21 protein-coding genes are annotated in these 23,016 nt (G+C 46.5%); 8 read left to right on the top strand and 13 right to left on the bottom strand.

What is annotated here, in order from left to right:
* Positions 1–109: 109 nt before the first annotated feature.
* Both IE163_RS05090 and IE163_RS05085 read left to right on the top strand, forming a co-directional pair.
* Positions 110–1,099, top strand: coding sequence for an NAD(P)/FAD-dependent oxidoreductase (locus tag IE163_RS05090; RefSeq protein WP_189430897.1), 990 nt, complete (start codon positions 110–112; stop codon positions 1,097–1,099).
* Entirely contained in the window at positions 1,092–1,811 is a 720-nt protein-coding gene (locus IE163_RS05085) for an SDR family NAD(P)-dependent oxidoreductase (protein ID WP_189430894.1), read from the top strand. The genes IE163_RS05090 and IE163_RS05085 overlap by 8 nt, the downstream gene beginning before the upstream one ends.
* Positions 1,812–1,879: 68 nt before the next feature.
* Here IE163_RS05085 and IE163_RS05080 read toward each other — a convergent pair whose 3' ends face one another.
* Both IE163_RS05080 and IE163_RS05075 read right to left on the bottom strand, forming a co-directional pair.
* A complete protein-coding gene (locus IE163_RS05080; RefSeq protein WP_189430891.1) occupies positions 1,880–5,032 on the bottom strand; it encodes an efflux RND transporter permease subunit in 3,153 nt (1,050 codons plus the stop codon).
* Positions 5,033–5,034: 2 nt separating this feature from the next.
* Entirely contained in the window at positions 5,035–6,090 is a 1,056-nt protein-coding gene (locus tag IE163_RS05075) for an efflux RND transporter periplasmic adaptor subunit (protein WP_189430889.1), read from the bottom strand.
* Positions 6,091–6,309: 219 nt separating this feature from the next.
* Between IE163_RS05075 and IE163_RS05070 the strand changes: the two genes are divergently transcribed.
* The 4 genes from IE163_RS05070 (at position 6,310) to IE163_RS05055 (ending at position 10,032) form a co-directional block, all read left to right on the top strand.
* A complete protein-coding gene (locus IE163_RS05070) occupies positions 6,310–6,972 on the top strand; it encodes a DUF2982 domain-containing protein (RefSeq protein ID WP_189430886.1) in 663 nt (220 codons plus the stop codon).
* Positions 6,973–7,029: 57 nt separating this feature from the next.
* Positions 7,030–7,365, top strand: coding sequence for a hypothetical protein (locus IE163_RS05065; RefSeq protein ID WP_189430883.1), 336 nt, complete (start codon positions 7,030–7,032; stop codon positions 7,363–7,365).
* Between the two features lie 191 nt (positions 7,366–7,556).
* Entirely contained in the window at positions 7,557–9,152 is a 1,596-nt protein-coding gene (locus tag IE163_RS05060; RefSeq protein WP_229833440.1) for a flagellar assembly protein A, read from the top strand.
* Positions 9,153–9,327: 175 nt separating this feature from the next.
* A complete protein-coding gene (locus tag IE163_RS05055) occupies positions 9,328–10,032 on the top strand; it encodes a DUF2884 family protein (RefSeq protein ID WP_189430876.1) in 705 nt (234 codons plus the stop codon).
* A 32-nt stretch (positions 10,033–10,064) separates the two neighbouring features.
* Here the strand turns inward: IE163_RS05055 and IE163_RS05050 are convergent, their stop codons facing one another.
* The 11 genes from IE163_RS05050 to IE163_RS05000 all read right to left on the bottom strand — a co-directional run bounded on the left by IE163_RS05050 (position 10,065) and on the right by IE163_RS05000 (position 20,803).
* Positions 10,065–11,129, bottom strand: a complete 1,065-nt coding sequence (locus tag IE163_RS05050) for a succinylglutamate desuccinylase/aspartoacylase family protein (protein ID WP_189430875.1) — start codon at positions 11,127–11,129, stop codon at positions 10,065–10,067.
* Positions 11,129–12,046, bottom strand: a complete 918-nt coding sequence (gene rimK, locus IE163_RS05045; RefSeq protein WP_189430873.1) for a 30S ribosomal protein S6--L-glutamate ligase — start codon at positions 12,044–12,046, stop codon at positions 11,129–11,131. Before rimK ends, IE163_RS05050 begins: the two co-directional genes overlap by 1 nt.
* A 91-nt stretch (positions 12,047–12,137) precedes the next feature.
* Positions 12,138–13,487 carry a magnesium transporter gene (locus tag IE163_RS05040; protein ID WP_189430871.1) on the bottom strand — a complete coding sequence of 450 codons (1,350 nt, stop codon included), beginning with the start codon at positions 13,485–13,487 and terminating at the stop codon, positions 12,138–12,140.
* Between the two features lie 12 nt (positions 13,488–13,499).
* On the bottom strand, positions 13,500–14,462 hold the full coding sequence (locus tag IE163_RS05035; protein WP_189430868.1) for a magnesium transporter CorA family protein: 963 nt from the start codon (positions 14,460–14,462) through the stop codon (positions 13,500–13,502).
* Positions 14,463–14,595: 133 nt separating this feature from the next.
* Entirely contained in the window at positions 14,596–16,452 is a 1,857-nt protein-coding gene (locus IE163_RS05030) for a DUF885 domain-containing protein (protein ID WP_189430867.1), read from the bottom strand.
* A 30-nt stretch (positions 16,453–16,482) separates the two neighbouring features.
* Positions 16,483–17,625, bottom strand: coding sequence for a radical SAM family heme chaperone HemW (hemW, locus tag IE163_RS05025; protein ID WP_189430863.1), 1,143 nt, complete (start codon positions 17,623–17,625; stop codon positions 16,483–16,485).
* Positions 17,622–18,236 carry an RdgB/HAM1 family non-canonical purine NTP pyrophosphatase gene (gene rdgB / locus IE163_RS05020; RefSeq protein WP_189430860.1) on the bottom strand — a complete coding sequence of 205 codons (615 nt, stop codon included), beginning with the start codon at positions 18,234–18,236 and terminating at the stop codon, positions 17,622–17,624. The genes hemW and rdgB overlap by 4 nt, the downstream gene beginning before the upstream one ends.
* Positions 18,237–18,246: 10 nt before the next feature.
* Positions 18,247–18,648: a DUF4426 domain-containing protein gene (locus IE163_RS05015; protein ID WP_189431649.1), complete on the bottom strand. Its 402-nt coding sequence runs from the start codon at positions 18,646–18,648 to the stop codon at positions 18,247–18,249.
* Positions 18,649–18,736: 88 nt separating this feature from the next.
* Complete coding sequence (locus tag IE163_RS05010) at positions 18,737–19,276, bottom strand: YggT family protein (RefSeq protein ID WP_189430858.1); 540 nt, start codon at positions 19,274–19,276, stop codon at positions 18,737–18,739.
* Positions 19,277–19,296: 20 nt separating this feature from the next.
* Positions 19,297–20,112 (bottom strand): pyrroline-5-carboxylate reductase, encoded by an 816-nt coding sequence (gene proC, locus IE163_RS05005; RefSeq protein ID WP_229833439.1) that lies wholly within the window; start codon positions 20,110–20,112, stop codon positions 19,297–19,299.
* Positions 20,105–20,803 (bottom strand): YggS family pyridoxal phosphate-dependent enzyme, encoded by a 699-nt coding sequence (locus tag IE163_RS05000; RefSeq protein ID WP_189431648.1) that lies wholly within the window; start codon positions 20,801–20,803, stop codon positions 20,105–20,107. Before IE163_RS05000 ends, proC begins: the two co-directional genes overlap by 8 nt.
* A 30-nt stretch (positions 20,804–20,833) precedes the next feature.
* Here IE163_RS05000 and IE163_RS04995 point away from each other — a divergent pair, with 30 nt between their 5' ends.
* Complete coding sequence (locus IE163_RS04995) at positions 20,834–21,886, top strand: type IV pilus twitching motility protein PilT (RefSeq protein WP_189430852.1); 1,053 nt, start codon at positions 20,834–20,836, stop codon at positions 21,884–21,886.
* A gap of 8 nt (positions 21,887–21,894) precedes the next feature.
* Positions 21,895–23,016 carry a PilT/PilU family type 4a pilus ATPase gene (locus IE163_RS04990; protein WP_189430850.1) on the top strand — a complete coding sequence of 374 codons (1,122 nt, stop codon included), beginning with the start codon at positions 21,895–21,897 and terminating at the stop codon, positions 23,014–23,016.

Raw genomic sequence — 23,016 nt, 5'->3', positions numbered from 1 at the left:
CATACGTAAATATACCGTTGGTGGATTATAAACTTAAATCCCCCATAGATGCAGTGATGATCTGGGCTGACAGCAGCACACTAGAGGTAACTAATAAGGTGAATCAAGCATGAGGATAGCAGTAATAGGCGCTGGTATTGCCGGTATTAGCTGTGCGAGCGAGTTACAGCAGGTGGGTTATGAGGTGGTTTTATTTGATAAAGCCCGCAGTGTTGGTGGGCGCATGACCAGTAAACGCACTGTGCATGGTTATATGGACTTTGGTGCGCAGTATTTTACTGCCCGCAATCCCCTGTTCCAGCAGCAGGTTAACAGGTGGCAGCAGCAAGGTGTGGTCAGCCGCTGGTTAGCACCCATCTATCAGTATCAGCAGCATAATCTAAGTGCCTCTCCTGATGAACAGCAGCGCTTTATTGGCGTCCCTGCGATGCATAGCCCCCTTAAGTGGCAAGCGAAGCGCTTACAAAGCTATGTTAGCTGTCGTATTGTTGCATTGCAGCCTGCTGCTAATTTATGGCACCTTGTTTCTGAGCAAGGAGAATCCTATGGGCCCTTTGCGCATGTTGTCATCGCCATTCCACCTGCACAGGCGGCAAGTCTCTTGTCGCCAGCTAATAAAGTACCCTTACCAGAAACATTGTTGCAACCCTGCTGGGCGGTAACACTGGTGTTAGCGCGAGCTAGCGGTCACCCGGCAGGGGGGATTTTTATTAAAGATACAGATAGCAACTTAAGTTGGGTGAGCCGGCATAACAGTAAGCCGGGTCGAGCACAAGCAGAGAGCTGGTTGTTACACTTTAGCCCAGCTTTTAGCGCTTTACATCTAGAGCAAGATACTGCGTTTTGGCGTGAAACAGCAGAGCAAGCTTTAGCGGAGCTTTTGACACAACCAATCCAGGTTGTCGACGCCTTAGCACATCGCTGGCTGTATGCACAGATTAATGATAAGGCCGCATCGGGTGGCATTGAGGGGGCTATCGGTCAAGGCCTTTGGTTGGCTGGCGATTGGACTCGCGGTGGCAGGGTAGAGAATGCCTGGCTAAGTGGTTATGACATTGCAATAAAAATACGAGAAGACAGGTCGGTTCAACATGAGTAAGCATTGGTTAATCGTCGGTGCCAGTGGCGGCATAGGTAAGGCTTTGGTGAATTGTCTAATGGCACAGGGCGATAAAGTATCAGCAATTAGCCGACAGCCATCGTCGTTTTTAAGCCAACGCCATCAGGCGCTAAGCTGGTATCAGCTAGCGTCAGCTGAACAGCCAGAAGCCCTTGAGATTTTGACCACTATTTTTAGTAGTAAAATCGATGCAGTGGTACTTTGCCAGGGCTGGCTACACGGTGATGGTATGCAGCCGGAAAAATCTATACGACAGCTCAGCCGCGCGGCTATGCAGCAAAGCTTAGAGGTTAATCTGATGCAGCCCGCCTGCTATTTACAGCAGTTATTACCGTTACTGCAGAAGCAGCAAAATGTCAAAGTTGCCGTATTAAGTGCGAAAGTGGGGAGTATTACCGATAATCAGTTAGGTGGTTGGTATAGTTACCGTATGGCAAAAGCAGCGCTGAATATGCTGGTAAAATGCAGTAGCATTGAGCTGGCTCGTTATAACAAAGAAGCCACACTCATTAGCTTGCATCCAGGTACCACAGACTCTGAATTGTCGGCTCCTTTTCAAAAAAACTTGCCGATGGGCCAACTACGTACAGCAGAAGAAACTGCTTCGCGTTTGATTGAGGTGATTATGGCGTTAACGCCAGAGCGGACAGGTGCTTTAGTAAACTGGGATGGTTCTGTTTTACCCTATTGAGCAGGTTCTTAAGCAATAAAAAAAACCGAACCCGCATTGTAAGCGGGTTCGGTTTTTTGGGTTAAGAGCTAGTCTTTTGGCGTTGTGCCAGCAGTTGCCGTTGGCACGACCTCGTCAGCAGCATGCTCATCCGGTGCGGCTGCCTCTAAGCTAGCCAGTTCACGGCTGAGCGCTAACGGTGAGCCAGTATTGCGGGCTATAGCAATATACACTACCGGAACCACGTAGATAGTTAGCAAGGTGGCTAAGGCTACCCCCGACAAAATCACCATACCGATGACCATACGGCTTTCTGAGCCAGGCCCGGTTGCTAACACCAGCGGCAAACTACTCATGACAGTAGTAAAAGCCGTCATAACAATAGGCCGCAAACGCTGCGCAGCAGCGCGTTTAACGGCTTCCTCAAAAGCCACCCCCGCATCTCTGAGTTGATTAGCAAACTCGACAATCAAGATACCATTTTTGGCTACCAGGCCTATTAACATCACCAGACCAATCTGACTATAAATATTCAGGGTCATTCCGGAGAAATAGAGGCCAGAGAGCGCACCGACCAAGCCTAACGGCACGGTTATCATAATGACCAGCGGATGGATAAAGCTCTCAAACTGAGCCGCTAGCACCAGGTAAGTAATTAGAAGTGCCAGCACGAACACTAGGGCAGTAGATTTTCCGCTTTCCTGGAACAGCAGTGACTCGCCTTTGTAATCTATACCTACTGGCGCTTCTATTTCGGTACGGACAATATTTTGTAAATATTCCAGCGCTTCACCCAGACTATAGCCGGGTGTCATGCTGCCAGTAATGGTAATAGCACGCATCCGGTTGTAACGGTTTAGGCTTGATGCCGTTGCCTCTTCCCGTAAAGTGACCAGGTTATCAAGAGGGATAAGCTCTCTGCTGCTGTCCGAACGAATATAGACGTTACTAATAGTACCGGGCGCCCGGAAATCGTCGTCTAGGCCTTCGATAATAACATCGTATTCGCGGCCACGGTCCAGGAAGGTCGTTACTCTGCGTCCGCCTAACATGGCTTCTAAAGCACGACCCACTGCACCGACAGAGACACCGAGATCACCTGCGCGATCAGTATTAATCTCTACCAGTACCTGAGGCACCGTTTCTTTATAATCGTGATCAAGCATTAGCAAATTAGGGTTTTCTGCCGCACGGTTTAAGATGATGTCACGCCACAGCGCCAGTTCTTCATAGGTATTGCCTTGAATAACAAACTGGATAGGTCTGTTACCACCACCGCCGCCACCGAGGCCGCCGCGCATAAAAGTAAAGGCACGTACGTCAGGCAACTCGTTAACTTTTCTACCAATCTCGGTAACTAAATCCTGGGTGCGGCGTTTACCGTTATACCAGTTTTCAGTACCTACTATAGCGACGCCGCCATTGTTACCCCAGCCCGGCACCCTGATCAGCATGCGAGTGAGTTGGCCATCCTGATAATAAGGCGTCAAAATATCTTCAATTAAACGCATATTACGGCTATTGCTCTGATAGCTGGCACCTTCAGCCGGGCTCATCATGATGAAAAAGGTACCACGATCTTCTTGTGGTGCTAATTCACCAGGCAACATTCTGACCAACTGGAAGCTTGCTAAAAAGCATAAAATAACCACCAATAACACGGGCCATCTCTTCGTACAGACCACATTAAGTTGATTCTTATAAGCGTTTTCCAGTTTGTGAAAGGCTGCATGCAACCAAGTGCCTAACTTACTTTCGCGTTTACGGTGGGTCAGTAATTTGCTGCAAAGCATCGGAGACAAGGTCAGTGCCACCACACTAGAAAAAGCGACGGCGGCGGCAACGGCCAGAGCAAATTCAGTGAAGAGTTTACCAAGTTGCCCTTGCATAAAGACCAACGGTACAAACACCGAGATCAATACCATGGTGGTTGCAACAACGGCGAAACCTACTTCTCTGGCACCACGATAAGCGGCCAATAAAGGCGCTTCGCCCTGCTCAATGCGCCGATAAATATTCTCTAATACAACAATGGAGTCATCTACCACTAAACCTATCGCCAGTACCATGGCTAGCAGAGTGAGTAAGTTTATGGAGAAATCCAGTGCGAACAACACCGTTACCGCAGCAACCAGTGCTACCGGAACGGTAATTGCCGGGATAAAGGTAGCGCGGATATTGCCCAAAAACAGGAAGATCACCAAGATTACCATACACATGGCAATGCCAAGGGTGTTATAGACTTCTTTAATCGATTCAGAGATAAAAACCGATGAGTCGTAACCCGGTTCAATGGTCATGCCTGGAGGTAAATTGGCTTTAATGCGCTCCATTTCGGCTCTGGCATTACGCACCACATCGAGTGTGTTAGCTTTTGATTGCTTAATAATGCCGATACCAAGGATATTTTTACCGTCGCTACGAAACTCACCTTCCTCGTCTTCGGCAGTGAGCATAACATCCGCAATTTCAGATAAGCGCACCAGGTAATTATTATCACCGCGTTTAATTACCAACCGTTCAAAATCTTGCTGAGTACGGAAAGAGCGGACTACTCGCACCGTAAAATCGCGGTCGAAAGATTTAATATTACCGGCTGGCAGCTCAACGTTTTCGGCGCGTAACACTGCTTCGACATCTTGTACTGTTACACCCCGAGCCGCCATGGCATCACGGTCTAACCAAATTCGCATTGCGTAATCGCGGGCACCACCAAATTGTAAACGAGCTACACCGTCTACTACAGAGAAGCGCTCTGCGATATAGCGATTGGCGTAATCAGTAAGCTCCAGGGTGCTCATGTTGTCGCTGTTTAGCAAAAACCAGGCAATGGTATCTTCGTCAGCGTTGGCTTTAAATACTTCTGGGGGATCGGCCTGATCAGGTAAGTTGTTTAATGCTCTGGAAACACGTTCGCGTACATCATTCGCTGCAGCGTCAATATCACGCTCTACGTTAAACTCGATAGTGATACTGGAGCGGCCATTACGACTGCTGGAGTTGATGCTTTTTATCCCTTCCACGCCGCTGATTCGATCTTCCAGTAGCTGAGTAATTTTACTCTCTACAATCTCCGCCGAGGCGCCAGGGTAGTTGGTGTTGATACTAACAATAGGCGAATCGATATCCGGATACTCGCGTAGCGGCAGCATGCTAAAGCAGACAATACCGAAGATCACCAATAGCAGGTTAACAACGGTAGCAAAGACCGGGCGTTTAACGGAGGTATCTGATAACCACATACTTAGCTCCCGACTTTGTTAACAGTCATACCCGTGCGCACTTTTTGTACGCCTTCAACGATAACCTCATCGCCTTCACGAATACCTGAGAGCACTTCCACCCAGCCTGGGATGCGCTGACCTATTTCCACTTCTTTTTGCTGCACCCGGTTTTCTGCATCGACCAGAAAAACGTACTGGCGATTTTGCTGCGGTAATAGGGCTTTTTCTGAGATGCGCAGCACGTTACGATTCTCTAATTGCAACCTAACATTTAGCAGCATGCCCGGACGCAATTGCAAGTTTTCGTTCGGGATTAAACCATGTATGGTAACTGACCGGGTTATCGGGTCCAGACGGGTGTCGATAGCCGATACCTGACCATGAAAGGGGATATTGCCATATGCTACGTTAGTTACCGTGATCGGCATGCCCACGGCAACTTCAGCTAAGTAGCGCTCCGCGATGCTAAACTCTACCCTTAGCTGTTGCATATCATCTAAGGTTGTTAGTACCGTACCGCTACTAACGTAAGCCCCCTGGCTTACCCGGCGTAATCCTAAGTAGCCAGCAAAAGGTGCTCTGATGGTCATATCATTGAGCTGTTGCCGGGCGATATCCAGTTGCGCTTTACTGCTGTTGACCTTGCTTTGTTGTTCATCAAGCAAGGATTGCGCAGTTGCTTGCGTGGTAGCGAGGTTTTTTAAACGTTCTAGCTGCCGACTTTGCTCTACCTGCACCGCTTCCAATTCGGCTACCCTGGCTTTCTGCTGCACGTTGTTTAAACGGGCAATAATTTCACCTTGCTCAACTTTTTTACCTTCGCTGACGTTAAGCTCAATTAAGAACTCGCTATTTGGTGCAATTAACTGGATAGAATTATTGGCAATGCCTGTACCAATAGCGCTAACTTCGCGGCTCATTGCCTGGCTTTCTACTACGGCTGTTTTTACCGCCACGGTGCCGCCAGGTCCACGCGTAGTGCCATTAGTTTGTTGGGATTGCCAGTATAAAAAACCAACAAAACAAAGCAGCGCTATTAAAATAAACCAGATTAATCGAGAATGTAATTGAGCCAAGGGAACTCCAAATGGTAGAGAAAAAAGCAATTGAGGTATTGTATGGAATTATGCTGCGATCGGATTTCCTGTTGTCGCAATCAGCGGGTGATTGGTCGTATAAGAAGCAAAAAACAAAAAGGTAAGCAAATACAACTATGCTAACCTTAACTATATCAGTGCTTGGGTGTATAGTCTTTGGCAAAAGCCAGGCTGATAATCAAATAGTTAGAGTGTAGCATGAATAAATTAACTTTCTCCGGCTCAGCCAGTAGTGGTGGCGCGCGTCTGTTGCTAACAAGCTTGGCGGTGTTGGTTATATTACTTCTTTATACCATTATTTTCGCAGAAACTTTCGGCTGGTTGCTGGCTATTGCCTATATAAGCTGTTTTATGGCTGCTTTTATTGGTTGGGCCAAGTTAGCTGAACCGCGCTTTAGCTTGGTTTGCGATGATGATGGCGTGCATTATCATCATCGAACCGGCAGTTGGCTTTTGCCATGGCATGCTTTTACTTATAGCGCTGTGCCAAATTTCGCAGGACAAGACCTGGCCTTTATTGGCTTTAAAATCACTCAGTTCGACGTTATCTTGCAAAATATACCGCTGCGATTAGCTGTTCGGATTATGACGGAGCAGCGACCACTTTATTTTGAAGCAATTAAGCAAGGTTGTGCTGGAGGTCAGTGCGCAACGGAGCTACTGAAAGAGAAAGACCGTTTTGCAACGGCGCAGTTTCAGTATGATGGCGTAAAAGCTATTTTTGCGCAGCGTATGCAAAGGTTGGGAGAACTATGCGGTTTTGAGTTATTAGTGCCAATCAATACTAAAACTGCAGATGCACACGACTGGTGCCAACAGATCAATAGGTTGCGCTTAACACAACTGCACTTAGATACCTAGACAGTTTTAATGCTGTGTATCATAATGTGCTCAAATTAACCATGTGGCAGGGCAGTAATGAATAATTATGAAAAAGCCTTTCTGGTAAGTGGCCGGAATACATTAATTCATAAAAACAAAAAACTGGATCTGATCGTTATTAACGATGATGATGATCCGCCTTTGATCGTGACGCGACATGGCGTTAAAAAGTTTGATGAAGCAATACCAGCTAGTCGGTCTGAAGCAAAAGAGCGTTATATGGAGCTGGTTGATGTATCTAGCATCGACGTATTTGGTGAAACGAAGACATTGCTGTTTATTCAAGCGTTGAATAATAAAGAATATAAAGTCGATTACACCAAACAAGACTCAGATATGTTTATTCGCGTCCATCAAGATAATTACATCTAATCTGCGATTTACTTACTAAAGCGTTACTTTTTTTGCCCTGAAGTGATTCAGGGCTTGCCTTTCTGCTATTTTTTTGGTTCAGTATCGGTCTATATACCCTTTTTTACTTGATGTAGTGGGTGAGATTTTATATGCAATTTACTGAACACGACCAAACTATAATTATAACAGTGTCGGTGTCGGCTGAAGCAATGACCGCAGAACAGGTGCAGCAAGGCTTACAAGATGCAGGCTACAGCCGTTGTTTTTTCTTTCAGGCGCAACTTGATAATCTTTTGGCTGAGTATCAGCAACTGCAGCTAAAGGTTAAAGGAGCAATTTTAGCCGCTAATAGCAAAGAACTGCGCTATCCTATCGCTGAAAAACGTGCCGCTCAACTTACCTTTGAAATATCTGAAGATAAAATGAAAGCGGTGGCATTTATTACTGCCGCCTGGGGGGGAACCCCCATCTCCGCTAATGCTCTTGTCAAAGCGGCACAAGATATTGGCATTATATTTGGTTTTAATAAAGACAATATTATTCGCTTGGTGCAAGAAGCAAGTCGTGTCGAGCCAGGAACCCGATTAAAAGCTGATATTGCTTTTGGCCGGGAGGTCAAGCATGGCTTACCTTCCCGCTTTGAACCCTTGTTGCCTGAGATGGTTTCCAGACGCAAGCAGCCATTAGTTGATTCTGATGCAAAAGCTGATCTACGAGATTTTGGCGCTATTCCGGCGGTATCTGAAGGTGATAAGCTGATGCGCCGTCTGCCTCCCACTTCGGGGGAGCCTGGTTTTACCGTAACAGGTGTTAAAACCGAGCCACTACCCGGCGTTCGGATTGAATGGCAACTGGGCACTGGAGTGGGTCTTGCTGTAGACGATGATGATTTGTTACTTGCTAGTCAAGACGGTTTACCACGTGCTATTGAAAATGGCGCTACTGTTGATGAGGTATTTACCGTTGCTCAGGTCGATCTTACGTCTGGACATATTATCTTTAAAGGTTCGGTAGTGGTAACCGGGAATGTGACTGCCGGAATGAAAGTTATTGCTGGCGGTAATGTATTTATCAAAGGCGTCGTAGAAGGACTATTAATTGAAGCGGGGGGGGACATCAATATCGGCGGCGCTATTATTGGACATCAAATCGTCGCAGGAAATGAGCAGGAGTACAGCACAAGAATCAAAGCGCAAGGCGATGTTTACTGTAACATGGCCCAATATTCTGCTATTGAGTGTAAAGGTCATGTTCATGCAACTAAGTACTTGATGCATTGTGCCGTAGATGCCCATTCGGTATTGGTAGGAACACCGGATAAAATAAATGGCAAAGTGGTAGGTGGCCATTATCTGCTGGCACAAAACTTAAGTTGTGGGCAATTAGGATCGCCTTCTAGTGGTGTCGTCATTGTCAAATTGAATCGACTACTTTTACCTATTTTAGAGCAACAAACGTTGTTGCGTACTCAGGTTGCTGAAGCGAAAGCCTTAATGGACGAGCTGAAAGAGCAAATTGACAGTCAGAAAAAATTACTTGCCGGACAGCCTGCCGATCCCCAATTACAGATGTTCGAACAGGAGTTTTTACAGCAGCGTCAGCTTGGCATGGCGCTTTTAGCAGAGCTACGTGAGCTGGAATCTCAGCGCCAACAGATATTGCAAACTTTGGATGTTAAAGTGACACAGCAGTTGTTCTCGGCAGTAGAAATACAATTTGCTCAGGAATCTGTGCGTAGCCGACGGGAGTATGGACCATCAGTAGTAAAAATTGCCGATGGTCGTCCGGTTATTTTGCCGCTTTAGGCAGATACCATGATTGATGCGACCAGCAGAAGCGGACTTGCGGTAACGGGCAGTGTGTTTTTCTGTTTTTTTTCCTATGCTATTAACCAGAATTATTGAGCGGATTTCTGCAGTGCCGGTACTTTTTGTTATTATTTTTTTGCTTTTTAGTCTAGCCGCGAAGGCTGATTGCAATATGGCATTTCGGTATGGCGTGTTGATTTCGCCTGAGCATATTCGAGTGATGCAAAATAATCGTACCTACGTGCAGATTAATCATAATCAGCAGCTTTTTGTAAAAGGAGAATGGCTGGAGCTGGACGAGGAAGAACAGCGTTTGTTGCAGCTATACTCAGAAGGACTACGTAAGTTTGTACCGGAAATTGTTAGTTTGGCTGTAGATGGCGTGGAAGTGGGGCTTTCTAGTATTGAAGCTATGTTAGCCGGTGTTGGTAATAAATCACAGCAAGCCGAATGGCGTGCCTTGATCCGCGAAACCACTTTTCAGTTTCTATCGCGTTTTGTCCGTACTGGCGATCATTTTTATCTGGCACCACAAAGCCTGAACGAATTAGATAATTTTTTAAATCGTGAATTAAAACCGCAATTAAATACCTTAGCGCGTCATACCGTCGGTGCTGTATGGGGCGCCTTGCGCGATGCCTTACGTCAGTCAGACAGCAATTTTGAGCGGGCCGAAGCGCAGGATTGGCAATCGGTCAATCAATTGATGGAAAAGATCACCTTAGGTATGGACGAAAAAATTGTCGAGTTGGAGGCTAAATCGGCGTTATTTTGCCAACGTATGCGTGAACTTGATCACATTGAGAGCAAGTTACAACAGCGGATCCCTTTGTTAGCTGAGTTTGATGTGGTAGTCGATAAACCTGCAAGCAATTAAGCGGTAGCAGGTAGCACCACGCCAAATACACCTTAGACTACGCCATACTCGTCGGTTAGCGATGTTGGCATCGCATTGTCTACCTCATCGCTGATGGCATCTAAGGTTTTTTCTGCCTCTTCAAGTGAACTGACTTCGGCAATATGAAATAGTGCCTCGCCTTCGTTCACTAAGGGCAGATTGTTACGACCAATTACTACCCCAGCCAGAGTTGCAGTAATCGCTACTTCAAAATCGGAGTAAGGTGAATAAATATGGGCTAACAAATCGCCCTGCTGCACAGTCTGCCCTAAACTGACATAATATCGTGCTATACCATCGTGCTCAGCCCGCACCCAGCTGCTTTTCTTCGAAAATAACGAGCGGGTTTTCACACCACGTTTGGTATGGCTTAGCATACCTAAATCCTGCATAACATTGACGATACCCCGTACACCGATTTTAATCGATTGCTCATCAAAGCGCAGTGCTTCGCCTGCTTCGTAAAGCAAAATAGGGATCCCCAAATTATTGGCAGTACCTCGCATGGTACCGTCACGACTGGCAGCTTTAATAATAATAGGGGCATTAAAGATCTCTGCCATACGCAGTGCGACTTTATCTTTGGCGCTGGCCCGAACTTGCGGCAGATTAGCGCGGTGGATAGCACCAGTGTGTAAATCAATGGCATGAGTGCATTTAGTTAAAATGCTATTAGTAAACTGATATGCCATGCGGCTGCCTAGCGAGCCTTTCTCGCTGCCAGGGAAACTGCGGTTTAAGTCACGGCGATCAGGTAAATAGCGTGATTGTTGTACAAAACCATAAGTATTAACTATCGGCACTACTATTAGGGTGCCGCGTAAGCGGTTTAGACGCGGCACTTTTAGCAAGCGTCGACAAATTTCTACGCCATTTATTTCATCACCGTGCAAAGCGGCTGTGATCAATAATACTGGCCCGTCCTGACGGCCATGTACCACGTGAGCACCGATATTCAGCTCGGTGTGTGTATAGAGCTTACCGAAGGGAATATCCACTACGGTACGACTGCCTGCCGGGATCTCACTGTCACCCAGCCGGAAGGGTAACCGCTGTTGGCTGTTTAGGCGAATCATTAGCCTGTCCCCTTAGTTTTAATCTGGCGTTTATTTTTATAGCTGGTCACTTGTTTTTCCAGATGAGCGATAATCTGGCCAGCTACGTCTTTACCGGTAGCGTTTTCAATTCCTTCCAGACCGGGAGAGCTGTTTACTTCCATAACAACAGGGCCATGGTTAGAGCGCAGTAAGTCTACACCTGCAACATCTAACCCCATGGTTTTGGCAGCAGCGATAGCGGTGCGCCTTTCTTCTGGTGTTAAGGTAACCTTGCTGGCGGTACCGCCGCGATGTAAATTAGAGCGAAATTCTCCGGCCTTGGCCTGGCGTTTCATGGCGGCAATGACTTTGTCACCCACTACAAAGCAACGAATATCCGCACCATTGGCTTCACGGATATACTCTTGCACCAGAATATGTGCATTTAAGCCCATAAAGGCGTCTATCACGCTCTCAGCAGCGGTGCGGGTTTCCGCTAACACTACTCCGATACCCTGAGTGCCTTCCAGTAACTTAATCACTAGCGGGGCGCCGCCAACCATTTCTATTAAATCTGGGATATCACCGGGTTTATCAGCAAAACCGGTAACTGGCAAACCAATGCCCTGACGGGCCAACAACTGCAGCGAGCGTAATTTGTCACGGGCACGGCCGATGGCAACGGATTCATTTAAAGAATATACCCCCATCATTTCAAATTGCCGTAATACGGCTGTGCCATAAAAGGTGATAGAAGCGCCGATACGGGGAATAACTGCATCAAAACCTTCTAGCACTTCGCCTTTGTAATGAATCGAGGAGCTAATGCGGTTGATATTCATATAACACATCAAAGGATCGATGACTCTGACTTCATGACCTGCAGTGGTTGCTGCATCAACCAGACGTTTTGTGGAATAAAGCTCGGCGTTACGCGACAGTATCGCTACTTTCATAAGGGCTCCGGTCTGCTGTAAAATTAAACGTCAGACAAAACAGATTGAGAGGTGGGTAGCTAAGGATTAATAGCCACCTGATATTATTCTATTATGCCAGTAAAAAGAGTGAACCGAGCCCCAGGAATGCAAAAAAACCAACAACATCAGTTACTGTAGTTAAGATCACCGAGCCAGACAAGGCTGGGTCTATATTTAACTTATCCAACCAACGTGGAATATAAACACCAGAGACTGCGGCAATAATAATATTAATAACAATCGCTAAACCAATAATGCCACCAATCAACCAGTCTCCGAACCAGAGGTAAGTGATGACGGCAATAACGACTGACCAAAGCACACCATTAATAGCTGCAACCCCCATTTCTTTGCGTAACAGCGTCATATAGGTTTGCTCGGTGATCTGTTCTAACGCTAAGCCCCTGATCATTAGCGTAAGTGTTTGGCTCCCAGCAATCCCACCCATACTCGCGACAATCGGCATCAGCACCGCTAAAGCGACAACTTGCTGTAAGGTGGCTTCAAATAAACCAATTGTCCAGGCGGCTAGAAAAGCTGTTAATAAGTTAATACCCAGCCAGACTGCACGTCGCTTGGCACTAATTAGCACAGGTGCGAACAAATCTTCTTCTTCATCTAAACCTGCGGTATGCATAAACTGGCTTTCCAGGCTCCGGCGCACATTTTCCAGCGCTTCACCAATAGAAAGCCGGCCCAGTAGTTTACCGTCCGCATCCACTACCGCCAGCGCGGTGTAGCCAGAACGAGCAACGATTTCTGACCCCTGGTCTAGATCGAGCTGACCATCAACAACTGGAGAGTCTTCGTCGATAAATCCCTCAATGGGTAAATGACTGGCTCGTCCGAGTAAACTACTGGCCTGAATTTGGCCGGCATAGCGGCCGGTACGATCAATAACAAATAAGGTATCCTGATATTCGGCGTCATCAGGGATCGTTTGAAACAGGCGAATCGCATCCCTTACTCTGGCATTCTTGTTTAGAATAAGGAGATCATGATCAGCATAGCGCCCACATTGATCTTCATCATAGGTTAATGCGGTTTCCAGCCAGCGGCGCTGGCTGGCGTCCAGTCGCGAGCAGGCATAATCATATAAACGCTGCGGCAGTTCATCTAACAGCTCCAGTAAAGCGTCGACCTCCATTTCTTCAACCAATGTTTTTAACTGGATATCGTCGAGCTGTTTAAAAATATTTTCTCGTGCATCCACCCGCATATGGGTGAGCGCCTCAATCTGATCCTCAGGTGCTAACCCCAACCAGCAATTTAGACGCTGTTCCAGCGGCATAGACTCTAAAGCCAGTGCTAATTCGGCAGGCTCCAGCTCCGTTAAACGGGTTAATAGCTGGTTAAGTTCGTCTTCATCAAAGCTATCACGAACAATTTCTTCCAGATCAAGATGTTGGTTTTCAACCATAATGCGTCCTTGTTACCACCAATTCTTAAATTTAAACCAAGCCAAACTGCCTAAACCGATAAACAGCATAATCACCAAGGTAATAAAATACCCATTAGCAAAACTCAGCTCTGGCATATTATGAAAATTCATACCATAAACACCAGCTAAGAAGGTGAGTGGAATAAAAATAGTACTGACCATGGTCAGTACTTTCATCCGCTCATTAATTTGATGTGACGTGGTAGACATATAACCATGCACCAGATCACTAAGTTGATCATAGTACATATCAGTCATTGAGTGCAGGCGCTCAAATTTTTCATAAAAGTCACGTAAGTCAGTGTTAGTGAAATGACCCGATAGAGGGTGCTGTACTTCATACATCGCATCAGCAAAAATATCTTTTTGGTAAGCCAGGTTTCTATTTACCTTTCGTAATACCGAGCGATAACGCATCATCGAAGCCATTAACTCGTCATCGCCATTGCGCAGCATATGGTCCTCCAGCTCACTGAGTTCGTCTTCAAAACTGAGTAATTTCCCAAGGTAACTGCCTGAAACCGTTAAGGTAAGCTGCTTTACCCATTCTAACACTGTGTTATTGATACCAGTACTGAGTTGAGGCTTTAATAACACAGCAAGCTGTGGCTCATGACATAGTACTTTGCTGATAAGAATATCGCGTGAAAATAACAGGTTTACCTGAGCGCTGCGGGTAAATTCAGTAAAATCGGCATCAGCATAGCCTCGTAAAATAAGTAATGAGAAATCTGCCTGAGCTTCAAATTTTGGCGGATGACGTTGCCGGGTGAAGTCTTCTGCGATAGTCGGCGCTATGGCTAACATTTGCATTACCTGCTGTTCTTCGTCACTGCTCGCTTCTGATAGATCCAACCAGAGAGGGGCACTAAGACGTAACTCGTTAGTTAACTGCGTGACTTGACGTTGTTGCCATGTGGTTAACTCAGGATCAAAGTAATGGATGTAAATCATGCGGCACCTATTGGTAAAGATTACCCTGGCCTTTTCCAGCGTGCCAAGAAGTTACAGTGATGCGAATTGCAACTTTTGGGATCTGCTAAAAAAGGCCAATCGCGTTATTGTGATTGATTGGCCGTGTCAGCGGTTAGGACGCGTCTTGCGGCTGTCGCTCGTTGATATAGGCGGTGACCAGTTGCTCTAATATATCCAGCGGTACAGCGCCATTTTGCAATACCACCTGATGAAACTCGCGAATATCAAAGTTATCACCTAAAGCTGTCTTTGCTCGCTGGCGTAACTCCAATATTTTAATCATACCCACAGTGTAAGCGGTTGCCTGACCAGGCATCACAATATAGCGCTCTATCGCTTTGCTCGCATCTCCAGCCGGATTAGGGGTGTTGTCGAGCAAATACTGGATGGCTTGTTCACGAGACCATTTTTTGGCATGTAAACCACTATCAACGACTAAGCGGGCGGCACGCCATAGTTCCATAGCCAGCCGGCCAAAATTGGAGTAGGGATCCTCATATAAGCCAATTTCTTTGGGCAATAGTTCTGAGTATAAACCCCAACCTTCAATATAGGCTGTTGCACCGCCAAAACGGCGAAACTTAGGAATACCTTCTAACTCCTGTGCAATAGCCAATTGCATATGATGGCCTGGGATCCCTTCATGGTAAGCCAGAGCTTCCATCTGATACTTTGGCATATCACTCATTCGGTATAGATTAGCGTAATACACGCCTGGACGACTGCCGTCCATGGAGGGCCGCTGGTAAAAAGCTTTACCGGCACTTTGCTCGCGAAATGGTTCGACGGCCTGCACTATCATGTCGGCTTTAGGTTTCACTAAAAATAGCTCATCCAACCGGGTACGCATATGATCAATAATAGCAGTGGCTGCTGTTAAATACTCAGCTCGTCCCTCAGCAGTGTCGGGATAGTAGAATTGTGGTGTTTCGCGCATAAATACAAAGAATTCTTGTAGCGTGCCCTCAAAACTGACTTGCTGCATGATGGCTTGCATCTCAGTGTGAATACGCGCTACTTCATCCAGTCCCAACTGATGGATCTGGCTGGCCGTCATGTCGGTTGTGGTCATCCGGGTTAAACGGTGTTGATAAAACGCATCGCCATCCTGAAAACGCCAAACGCCATCAACGGTATCTGCTTGTTGCTCCAGTTGTTCTAAGTAACCTAAGAACTGCCGGTACGCTGGGCCCACACTGGTAAGCAACGCTACTGTCGCTTCATCAATCAGTAATTTTTGTTCAACATCGCTTAATCCAAGTTGGGCAACTTTACCTTTAAAGTCGGCCAGCAAAGTACTGTCTGCTTGCTCGTCAAAAGGCGCGCCTTGAATAATATTCTCGCTAGCTGAACGCAGATGCGGGAAAACAAATTGCGGCACTATTACGCCAATTTCAGCCCTGGCAGTTAATTGCTGTTGCAGTTGCCGAAATAACAGTGGTACCGCATTTAAACGGGCAATATAGGCTTTTGCATCGTTTACATCGCTAATCCGATGCTGATTGATTAGCACCGAGGCTACTTGCGAATGCACCCCAAACATTTGATTGACCGGGTAGCTATAAAGCCGCCAGCGAGCATCTTCCAACGTTTCGCTTAGCTGCTTATGCATTAGCTGATAACTTAATTGCGTTTGGGCATCTAACGCTTTGCTATCAATGGCTTCCAGTAACGCCAGATGCTGGTGTGTCATGGCTAACTCTGCCTTAAAGGCCTGATCACTCAGATCTTGCCATTTGTCATAATCGTCTTTAATGCCAAGACTCGTCTGCAGTATTGGACTGCGTTGCACTCGCTCATTAAAAATCTGTTCAAATAACTGGTTAGCACGTTCATTTAAATCAACCAGTTGTTGCTGTTGTGGTTGATCAATCAGCGAAGGTTGCGCCGTTTTCGGGCCGCAACCTAAAATCAATGCGGCGCTGAGCGCGAGTGGCAACAAGGCCAGAGAGGGAATTTTTTTGTTCATATAGATGTCCTCTAAGAGTCAGGCGAGCAGTTAGATAAAAAGAGTTAGCAAATCATTTAAATAACGAGCGCCATTGGGCGTGATTTGCCAGCTATCAGGCTGTTGAACCAGTAGCTCTTTGTCTAATGCTTGGGTAATAGGTTCAGTTATAGTGCTTAGCGGTAAGCCGGTAAAAGCAGTAAAATCGCTAACAGGGCAGGGCTCCAATAAGCGAAACCGGTTCATGAAAAATTCAAAGGGGCGATCTTCTGGTTCAACCTGTTGTTTTTCGTCCAGATAGCCACGGCTAAGATCCATATAGCCTTTTGGATGCTTTATTTTTACCGTGCGCAAAATGGCATTGCGTGACGGCAGGGTGATTTTGCCATGTGCACCACAGCCAATACCTAAATAATCGCCGTAGCGCCAATAGTTTAGGTTATGTTGGCATTGGTGCCCAGCCTTGCTATAGGCGGAGGTTTCATACTGCTGGTAACCCGCGGCACTAAGCACCGCTATCCCTTGTTGCTGTATTTCCCACAGAATATCGTCATCAGGTAAAACCGGCGGCCGGGATGCAAAAGCGGTATTAGGTTCAATAGTGAGTTGATACCAGGATAAATGCGGCGGATTAAGCGCAATAGCACTGGTTAAATCTTCAAGCGCATTGGCGACACTTTGCCCCGGTAAACCATGCATTAGATCCAAATTAAAGCTATTAAGCGGTAAGGTCGCGGCTAACTGAGCGGCGCTGATGGCTTCGGCTGCATTGTGAATACGACCTAGTGCGGAGAGTTGCGCTGCCTGAAAGGTTTGCACACCAATTGAAAAGCGGGTAACCCCAGCGGCAACATAGCCGGCAAAGCGCTCGGCCTCAAAAGTACCAGGATTGGCTTCCATGGTCACTTCTAAGCCAGGGCTAACAGCCAGTTCATTTTTCACTCCATCAAGTATTTGTTTAATACCTGAGGCACTAAAGACACTGGGCGTGCCACCGCCAATAAAAATGCTATGCAGAGGTCGACCGATGACCAGCGGTAGATCCTGCCGTAAATCCGCCAGCAAATGCGCAATATACTCCTGCTCAGGAATGCCTTGCTTAACTGCGTGAGAGTTAAAGTCGCAGTAGGGACATTTTTGAATGCACCAGGGAATATGAATATAAAGTGATAGCGGTGGTAATTGCAGGCTCAAATCAGGGGATCCCCATTTTGTTGCAGGCGCAGCTGCACCAGTAATTGCCGTAATGCTTGACCACGATGGCTGAGCTGCTGTTTTTCTGTCGCGGATATTTCGGCTGCTGTTTTACCCAGTGCTGGTAGATAAAATACCGGATCATAGCCAAAACCGCCTTGGCCACTTGCTGCCAATGCAATTTCGCCTTCCCAGCTGCCATGGCAAATGAGTGGCGTGGGATCTTCGGCATGGCGCATATACACCAGAACACAATGAAAAGCTGCCTGACGCGCACTGAGTGGCACTGTGGCCAGGGCTTTTAGTAATTTCGCGATATTGGCTGCATCTGTGCTATTAGCCCCGGCATAGCGGGCAGAATAAATGCCAGGTGCGCCCGCCAAGGCTGCTACGGCTAAGCCCGAGTCGTCAGCGATAGCGGGTAGGCCAGTGCTTTTAGCCGCATGGCGTGCTTTTAAAATGGCATTCTCGACAAAGGTTAAACCAGTTTCTGCTGCGTCCGTTACGCAAAGTGCAGTTTGTGGAATAACCTCAAGGGAAAAGGGTGTCAGCATGGCAGACAGCTCAGTAACCTTGCCCTTATTACCGGTGGCAAGCACAACTTTTTGCATAGGTACAGCCTTATTCAGTGTAGAGTTTCTGTTCAAAGTTGAGTTGTTGGCGCTTGGTGCCCTGACGAATATCCAGGCTAAATCTCAGCTGTTCCTCATTACGAAATGGCATTACCGCAATATAATAAATGGCATCACCATCTTTCACTTCACGAAAGACCAAATCGCGCTGTTGTCCCAGTAAATTGCGGGCGATGCCGCCAATTTGTACTTGTTGCGCTTGTTGTGTTTGGCTATCGAGTACCGAAATGTTAATGATGGCATTGTTTTTATTGCGGCTCAGGTTAGCGGCTTGTGCGACCTGTGGCGTTAGAAAAGTTGAATTAAAGGCGATATAGTGGACATCCCAGTCACCAAGCTGCTGTTTTTGCTCGGCATTAGCGGCTGCAGAAAATAACAGGCTGCATAGCATGAACAGTCCCCAAGAGGGCAGTTGAAAAACAGTTTTCTCGAAAAGTTTTTGCATACATTATTACTCCACTTAGTTAAGTTGTAAGTCTTTACAGACCACGAAACCAGCCACCTAATAAAATCTCTAAAAATTTCAGGGCAATAAGAGCAATCAACACAGATAAATCTAAACCACCCATCGGGGGGAGTACGCGTCGAATTGGTGCCAGGAAGGGCTCGGTCAATTGCTGAAATACATATTCCATTGGATTACGGCCTTGACTGAACCAACTCATAATAGCGCGGATCAGTAATACCCAAAAAACCAGGTTGAGCGCTTCTTTTATCAATAATAGCCCGCCGAGAATAAAGCTCGGACCAATTTGTACTGAGGAGGCAAATACCAGCTGTAATACGATAAATTTTGCCGTGGCTAACAGATAAGCGATCACCAGTGTCGCGGTGTCAAGTTTACCCAAGCTGGGAATAATGCGGCGCAGTGGCAACACGATAGGGTTAGTCACTTTCACGATAAACTGACTAAACGGATTATAAAAATCCGCTCTTACCAGTTGTAACCAAAAGCGTAATAGCACCACCATTAGATATAGAGTAAAGGCGGTATTAATTAAAAAATGTATAGCTTCCATTAACGGGTCTCCGTTTTCAATTAAATATGCTTTGCCATTTCTTCGGCACGATCTATAGCTGCTTGCATTGCTGTAGCTACCATTTCTTCTAGGCCAGCAGCATGGAAGCTACTAACTGCTTCATGCGTCGTACCGCCTTTTGAGGTTACCTGAGCACGTAGCTCTGCAAAGCTTTGCGGGCTTTGCAATGCCATTGTTGCCGCGCCAAGAGCGGTTTGGGCCACCATAGCTTTAGCGTCTGCAGCAGAGAACCCCAGTTGCTCGGCTTTTTGTTGCATGGCCTGCATAAAATAGAAAAAGTACGCCGGTGCGCTGCCGGTAACGGCAATAACATGGTTTATCTGTTGTTCTGCCTCTAACCAGACATTCATGCCTGTACCGCTGAACAGATGATCAACAAAAGCTTTCTCGTAATTGGAGCAACGGCTAGGGTAGAGTCCGGTAACTCCCAGGCCAACTAACGAGGGGGTATTAGGCATAGCCCGCACCAGGCGAATTTGTCCGAGCCATTCTTCATAACGGCTTACCGGTAAGCCTGCAGCCAAGGTTACTAAAAGCTTTTCCACACATTCAGGCGCTTCTGCCAATAACTGTGCACAGACGTCTTGCATCATTTGCGGTTTTACCGCGAACACAATCACATCTGCCCAGTTAGCTGCGGTAGCATTACTTAAACTGGTTTGGATCCCAAAATCGGCCGCCAGTTCGGTCAGTTTTGGCTGGCTGCGGTTTGCTGCCATAATATTTTCTTTTGGATAACCGGCTTTAAGCATGGCGGCAATCACACAGCGTGCCATATTGCCGGCGCCGATAAAGGCGACTCTGTTATCATTCATGTTTGTCATAATTCCTTGCGCCAAAAATTGCGGTTCCTAATCTTATCATAGTTGCGCCGTAACTTAGAGCCAACGGCCAATCATCAGACATACCCATTGATAATTCGGAAGCGTTTGGATAATGTTTTTGTAACTGCATTGATAATTGCTGCATAGCCGCAAAATCTTCCGCCAGCTTTTGTTGTTCACCGGGGGCAGGGATAGCCATTAAGCCTTTTAATTGCAGGCGGGGTAAGGCGTTAACTGCCGCAGCCAGCGCTAGCATCTCCACTGCAGCAATGCCCGATTTAGCTGCTTCATTACTAATGTTGATTTGCAGAAGTACCTGCAAATCCGGCAGTCCTGCCGGGCGCTGTTCGCTGAGGCGTTGGGCTATCTTTAGTCGATCAATACTATGCACCCAGTTGGCATGTTCGGCCACCAACCTGGTTTTATTGGACTGTAAGGGGCCAATAAAATGCCAGGTTAATTCGGGTAAATGGGTTAGGGTTATGGCTTTACTTGCGAGTTCCTGTGGGTAGTTTTCACCAAAGTGTCGTTGTCCTGCCCGATAGGCGGTTTCAATTGCAGCGCTTGGTTGGGTTTTACTAACGGCGATTAATTGCACTGCAACTGAGCTATCGGGTCTTTGCTCACAGTTTTTCGCTAGCTTCTGATAGGCGACGGCAAGTTGTTCTGCTATGTTATTCATCATAAGTAGTTAATGTGGAGATTCCATAGTATGGATATTACCGAATTATTAGCCTTTAGTGTGGAACATAAGGCCTCTGATTTACATCTTTCTGCCGGTGTACCGCCACTGATTCGGGTAGACGGTGACGTGCGCAAATTAAATATCCCGCCTTTAACACATAAACAGGTCCACGCACTCATCTATGAGATTATGACGGATAAGCAGCGTAAAGAATACGAAGAGCGACTGGAATCAGATTTTTCGTTTGATGTACCAAACCTGGCTCGATTCCGGGTTAATGCTTTCGTACAAAACCGCGGCGCAGCAGCAGTATTTCGGACCATTCCCAGTGATGTATTAACACTGGACGATTTAGGCGCTCCGGATATTTTCAAAACCATATCAGAAAACCCTCGTGGTTTAGTGTTAGTTACCGGACCGACCGGTTCGGGGAAAAGCACCACTTTGGCAGCGATGATTGACTATATTAACAGTAGCCGGTTTGATCACATCCTTACAATTGAAGATCCAATCGAATTTGTGCATAGCAATAAGTTTAGCCTGATAAACCAGCGTGAGGTGCATAGAGACACGCATAGTTTCAGTAATGCGCTGCGATCTGCATTACGTGAAGATCCTGATGTGATCCTAGTAGGTGAATTGCGAGATTTGGAAACTATTCGCTTAGCGATGACAGCGGCTGAGACGGGCCATTTAGTATTTGGTACCTTGCATACTACCTCAGCACCAAAAACCATTGACCGGATTATTGACGTATTTCCGGGAGAGGAAAAAGCGATGGTACGTTCTATGCTCTCAGAATCATTAAGGGCAGTAATTTCACAGACGCTTTTGAAAAAAGTGGGTGGTGGCCGTATCGCTGCGCATGAAATTATGGTGGGTTTACCCGCTATCCGCAACCTGATCCGGGAAGATAAAATCGCTCAAATGTATTCTGTGATTCAAACGGGAGCAGCTCACGGCATGCAAACAATGGATCAGTGTTTGGTGAATTTGGTTAATCGTGGCTTGGTTAGCCAAAAAGATGCCGCAGCCAAGGCGCAAGACAAAAATACCTTTGGTGGTATGGGGCGAATGTAGAGGTTTTTATGCAGTTAGTTGATTATCAGAAAAAAATGGTTGAACTGAAAGCATCGGATCTATTTGTTACTGCAGGTATGCCGGTGGCTGCAAAAGTAAATGGTGAATTACTGCCGATTGACGATAAACCGCTAAGTGAAATTGACTCGCTTAGTCTGGTGTTATCGGCGATGAATGATAAACAGCAGCATGAGTTTAATACCACCAAAGAATGTAATTTTGCGATTGCAAATGACGCAGGTCGGTTTCGTGTATCAGCATTTTGGCAGCGTGATCAAGCTGGCATGGTGATGCGCCGTATCGTCACTACTATACCTAACGTCGATGATCTTGGCCTGCCGCCCATTTTAAAAGAAATTATCATGTCCAAACGCGGGCTGGTATTGTTTGTTGGGGGAACGGGTACCGGTAAGTCAACTTCGTTAGCGGCATTAATTGGCTATCGTAATAAGAATGCGAAGGGACATATTTTAACCATCGAGGATCCGATAGAGTTTGTGCATCAGCATGAACGAAGTTTAATCACCCAGCGGGAAGTCGGTATTGATACTGAGTCTTTCGATGCGGCATTAAAAAGCTCCCTACGTCAGGCTCCTGATGTGATCTTAATCGGTGAAATCCGTTCGCAAGACACGATGGAATATGCCTTATCTTTTGCAGAAACCGGGCATCTCTGTATTGCAACTTTGCACGCCAACAATGCTAACCAGGCTATTGACCGTATTATGCATTTGGTGCCGAAAGAAATGCATGACAAGTTATTGTTTGATTTATCATTAAACTTGCGCGGTATAGTGGCACAACAATTGATCCCCACTGCTGATGGCAACGGCCGGGTTGCCGCTATTGAGGTACTGTTAAATTCACCGCTAATTGCTGATCTGATCAGCAAGGGGGAAATTGGTGAAATTAAGAGTGTGATGACTAAATCCAGAGAGTTAGGCATGCAAACCTTCGATCAGGCACTCTATGATCTATACCAGCGTAACGTTATTAGTTATGCTGATGCTATCCACCATGCTGATTCGCCGAACGATCTGCGCTTACTCATTAAACTACGGAATAATGAAGTTAAAGGCTCAGGTTTCTTGTCTGGGGTGACTTTAGATCGTATGGACAACGAGTTGTAA

It is taken from the genome of Alishewanella longhuensis (assembly GCF_014653435.1).
GTDB classification, from domain to species: domain Bacteria; phylum Pseudomonadota; class Gammaproteobacteria; order Enterobacterales; family Alteromonadaceae; genus Alishewanella; species Alishewanella longhuensis.
Note: the sequence above shows the minus strand (reverse complement) of the source record. Positions and strands in the feature narration are given on the sequence as shown.

Excerpts from the sequence above, each read along its gene's own strand:
- IE163_RS05040 (WP_189430871.1), bottom strand. The coding sequence starts at position 13,487 with ATGGTTGAAAACCAACATCTTGATCTGGAAGAAATTGTTCGTGATAGC.
- IE163_RS05055 (WP_189430876.1), top strand. The coding sequence starts at position 9,328 with ATGGCATTTCGGTATGGCGTGTTGATTTCGCCTGAGCATATTCGAGTG.
- IE163_RS05035 (WP_189430868.1), bottom strand. The coding sequence starts at position 14,462 with ATGATTTACATCCATTACTTTGATCCTGAGTTAACCACATGGCAACAA.
- rdgB (WP_189430860.1), bottom strand. The coding sequence starts at position 18,236 with ATGCAAAAAGTTGTGCTTGCCACCGGTAATAAGGGCAAGGTTACTGAG.
- IE163_RS05030 (WP_189430867.1), bottom strand. The coding sequence starts at position 16,452 with ATGAACAAAAAAATTCCCTCTCTGGCCTTGTTGCCACTCGCGCTCAGC.
- proC (WP_229833439.1), bottom strand. The coding sequence starts at position 20,112 with ATGAATGATAACAGAGTCGCCTTTATCGGCGCCGGCAATATGGCACGC.
- IE163_RS05000 (WP_189431648.1), bottom strand. The coding sequence starts at position 20,803 with ATGAATAACATAGCAGAACAACTTGCCGTCGCCTATCAGAAGCTAGCG.
- IE163_RS05090 (WP_189430897.1), top strand. The coding sequence starts at position 110 with ATGAGGATAGCAGTAATAGGCGCTGGTATTGCCGGTATTAGCTGTGCG.
- IE163_RS04995 (WP_189430852.1), top strand. The coding sequence starts at position 20,834 with ATGGATATTACCGAATTATTAGCCTTTAGTGTGGAACATAAGGCCTCT.
- IE163_RS05015 (WP_189431649.1), bottom strand. The coding sequence starts at position 18,648 with ATGCTATGCAGCCTGTTATTTTCTGCAGCCGCTAATGCCGAGCAAAAA.
- rimK (WP_189430873.1), bottom strand. The coding sequence starts at position 12,046 with ATGAAAGTAGCGATACTGTCGCGTAACGCCGAGCTTTATTCCACAAAA.
- IE163_RS05010 (WP_189430858.1), bottom strand. The coding sequence starts at position 19,276 with ATGGAAGCTATACATTTTTTAATTAATACCGCCTTTACTCTATATCTA.
- IE163_RS05085 (WP_189430894.1), top strand. The coding sequence starts at position 1,092 with ATGAGTAAGCATTGGTTAATCGTCGGTGCCAGTGGCGGCATAGGTAAG.
- IE163_RS04990 (WP_189430850.1), top strand. The coding sequence starts at position 21,895 with ATGCAGTTAGTTGATTATCAGAAAAAAATGGTTGAACTGAAAGCATCG.
- IE163_RS05070 (WP_189430886.1), top strand. The coding sequence starts at position 6,310 with ATGAATAAATTAACTTTCTCCGGCTCAGCCAGTAGTGGTGGCGCGCGT.
- IE163_RS05080 (WP_189430891.1), bottom strand. The coding sequence starts at position 5,032 with ATGTGGTTATCAGATACCTCCGTTAAACGCCCGGTCTTTGCTACCGTT.
- IE163_RS05065 (WP_189430883.1), top strand. The coding sequence starts at position 7,030 with ATGAATAATTATGAAAAAGCCTTTCTGGTAAGTGGCCGGAATACATTA.
- IE163_RS05060 (WP_229833440.1), top strand. The coding sequence starts at position 7,557 with ATGACCGCAGAACAGGTGCAGCAAGGCTTACAAGATGCAGGCTACAGC.
- IE163_RS05050 (WP_189430875.1), bottom strand. The coding sequence starts at position 11,129 with ATGATTCGCCTAAACAGCCAACAGCGGTTACCCTTCCGGCTGGGTGAC.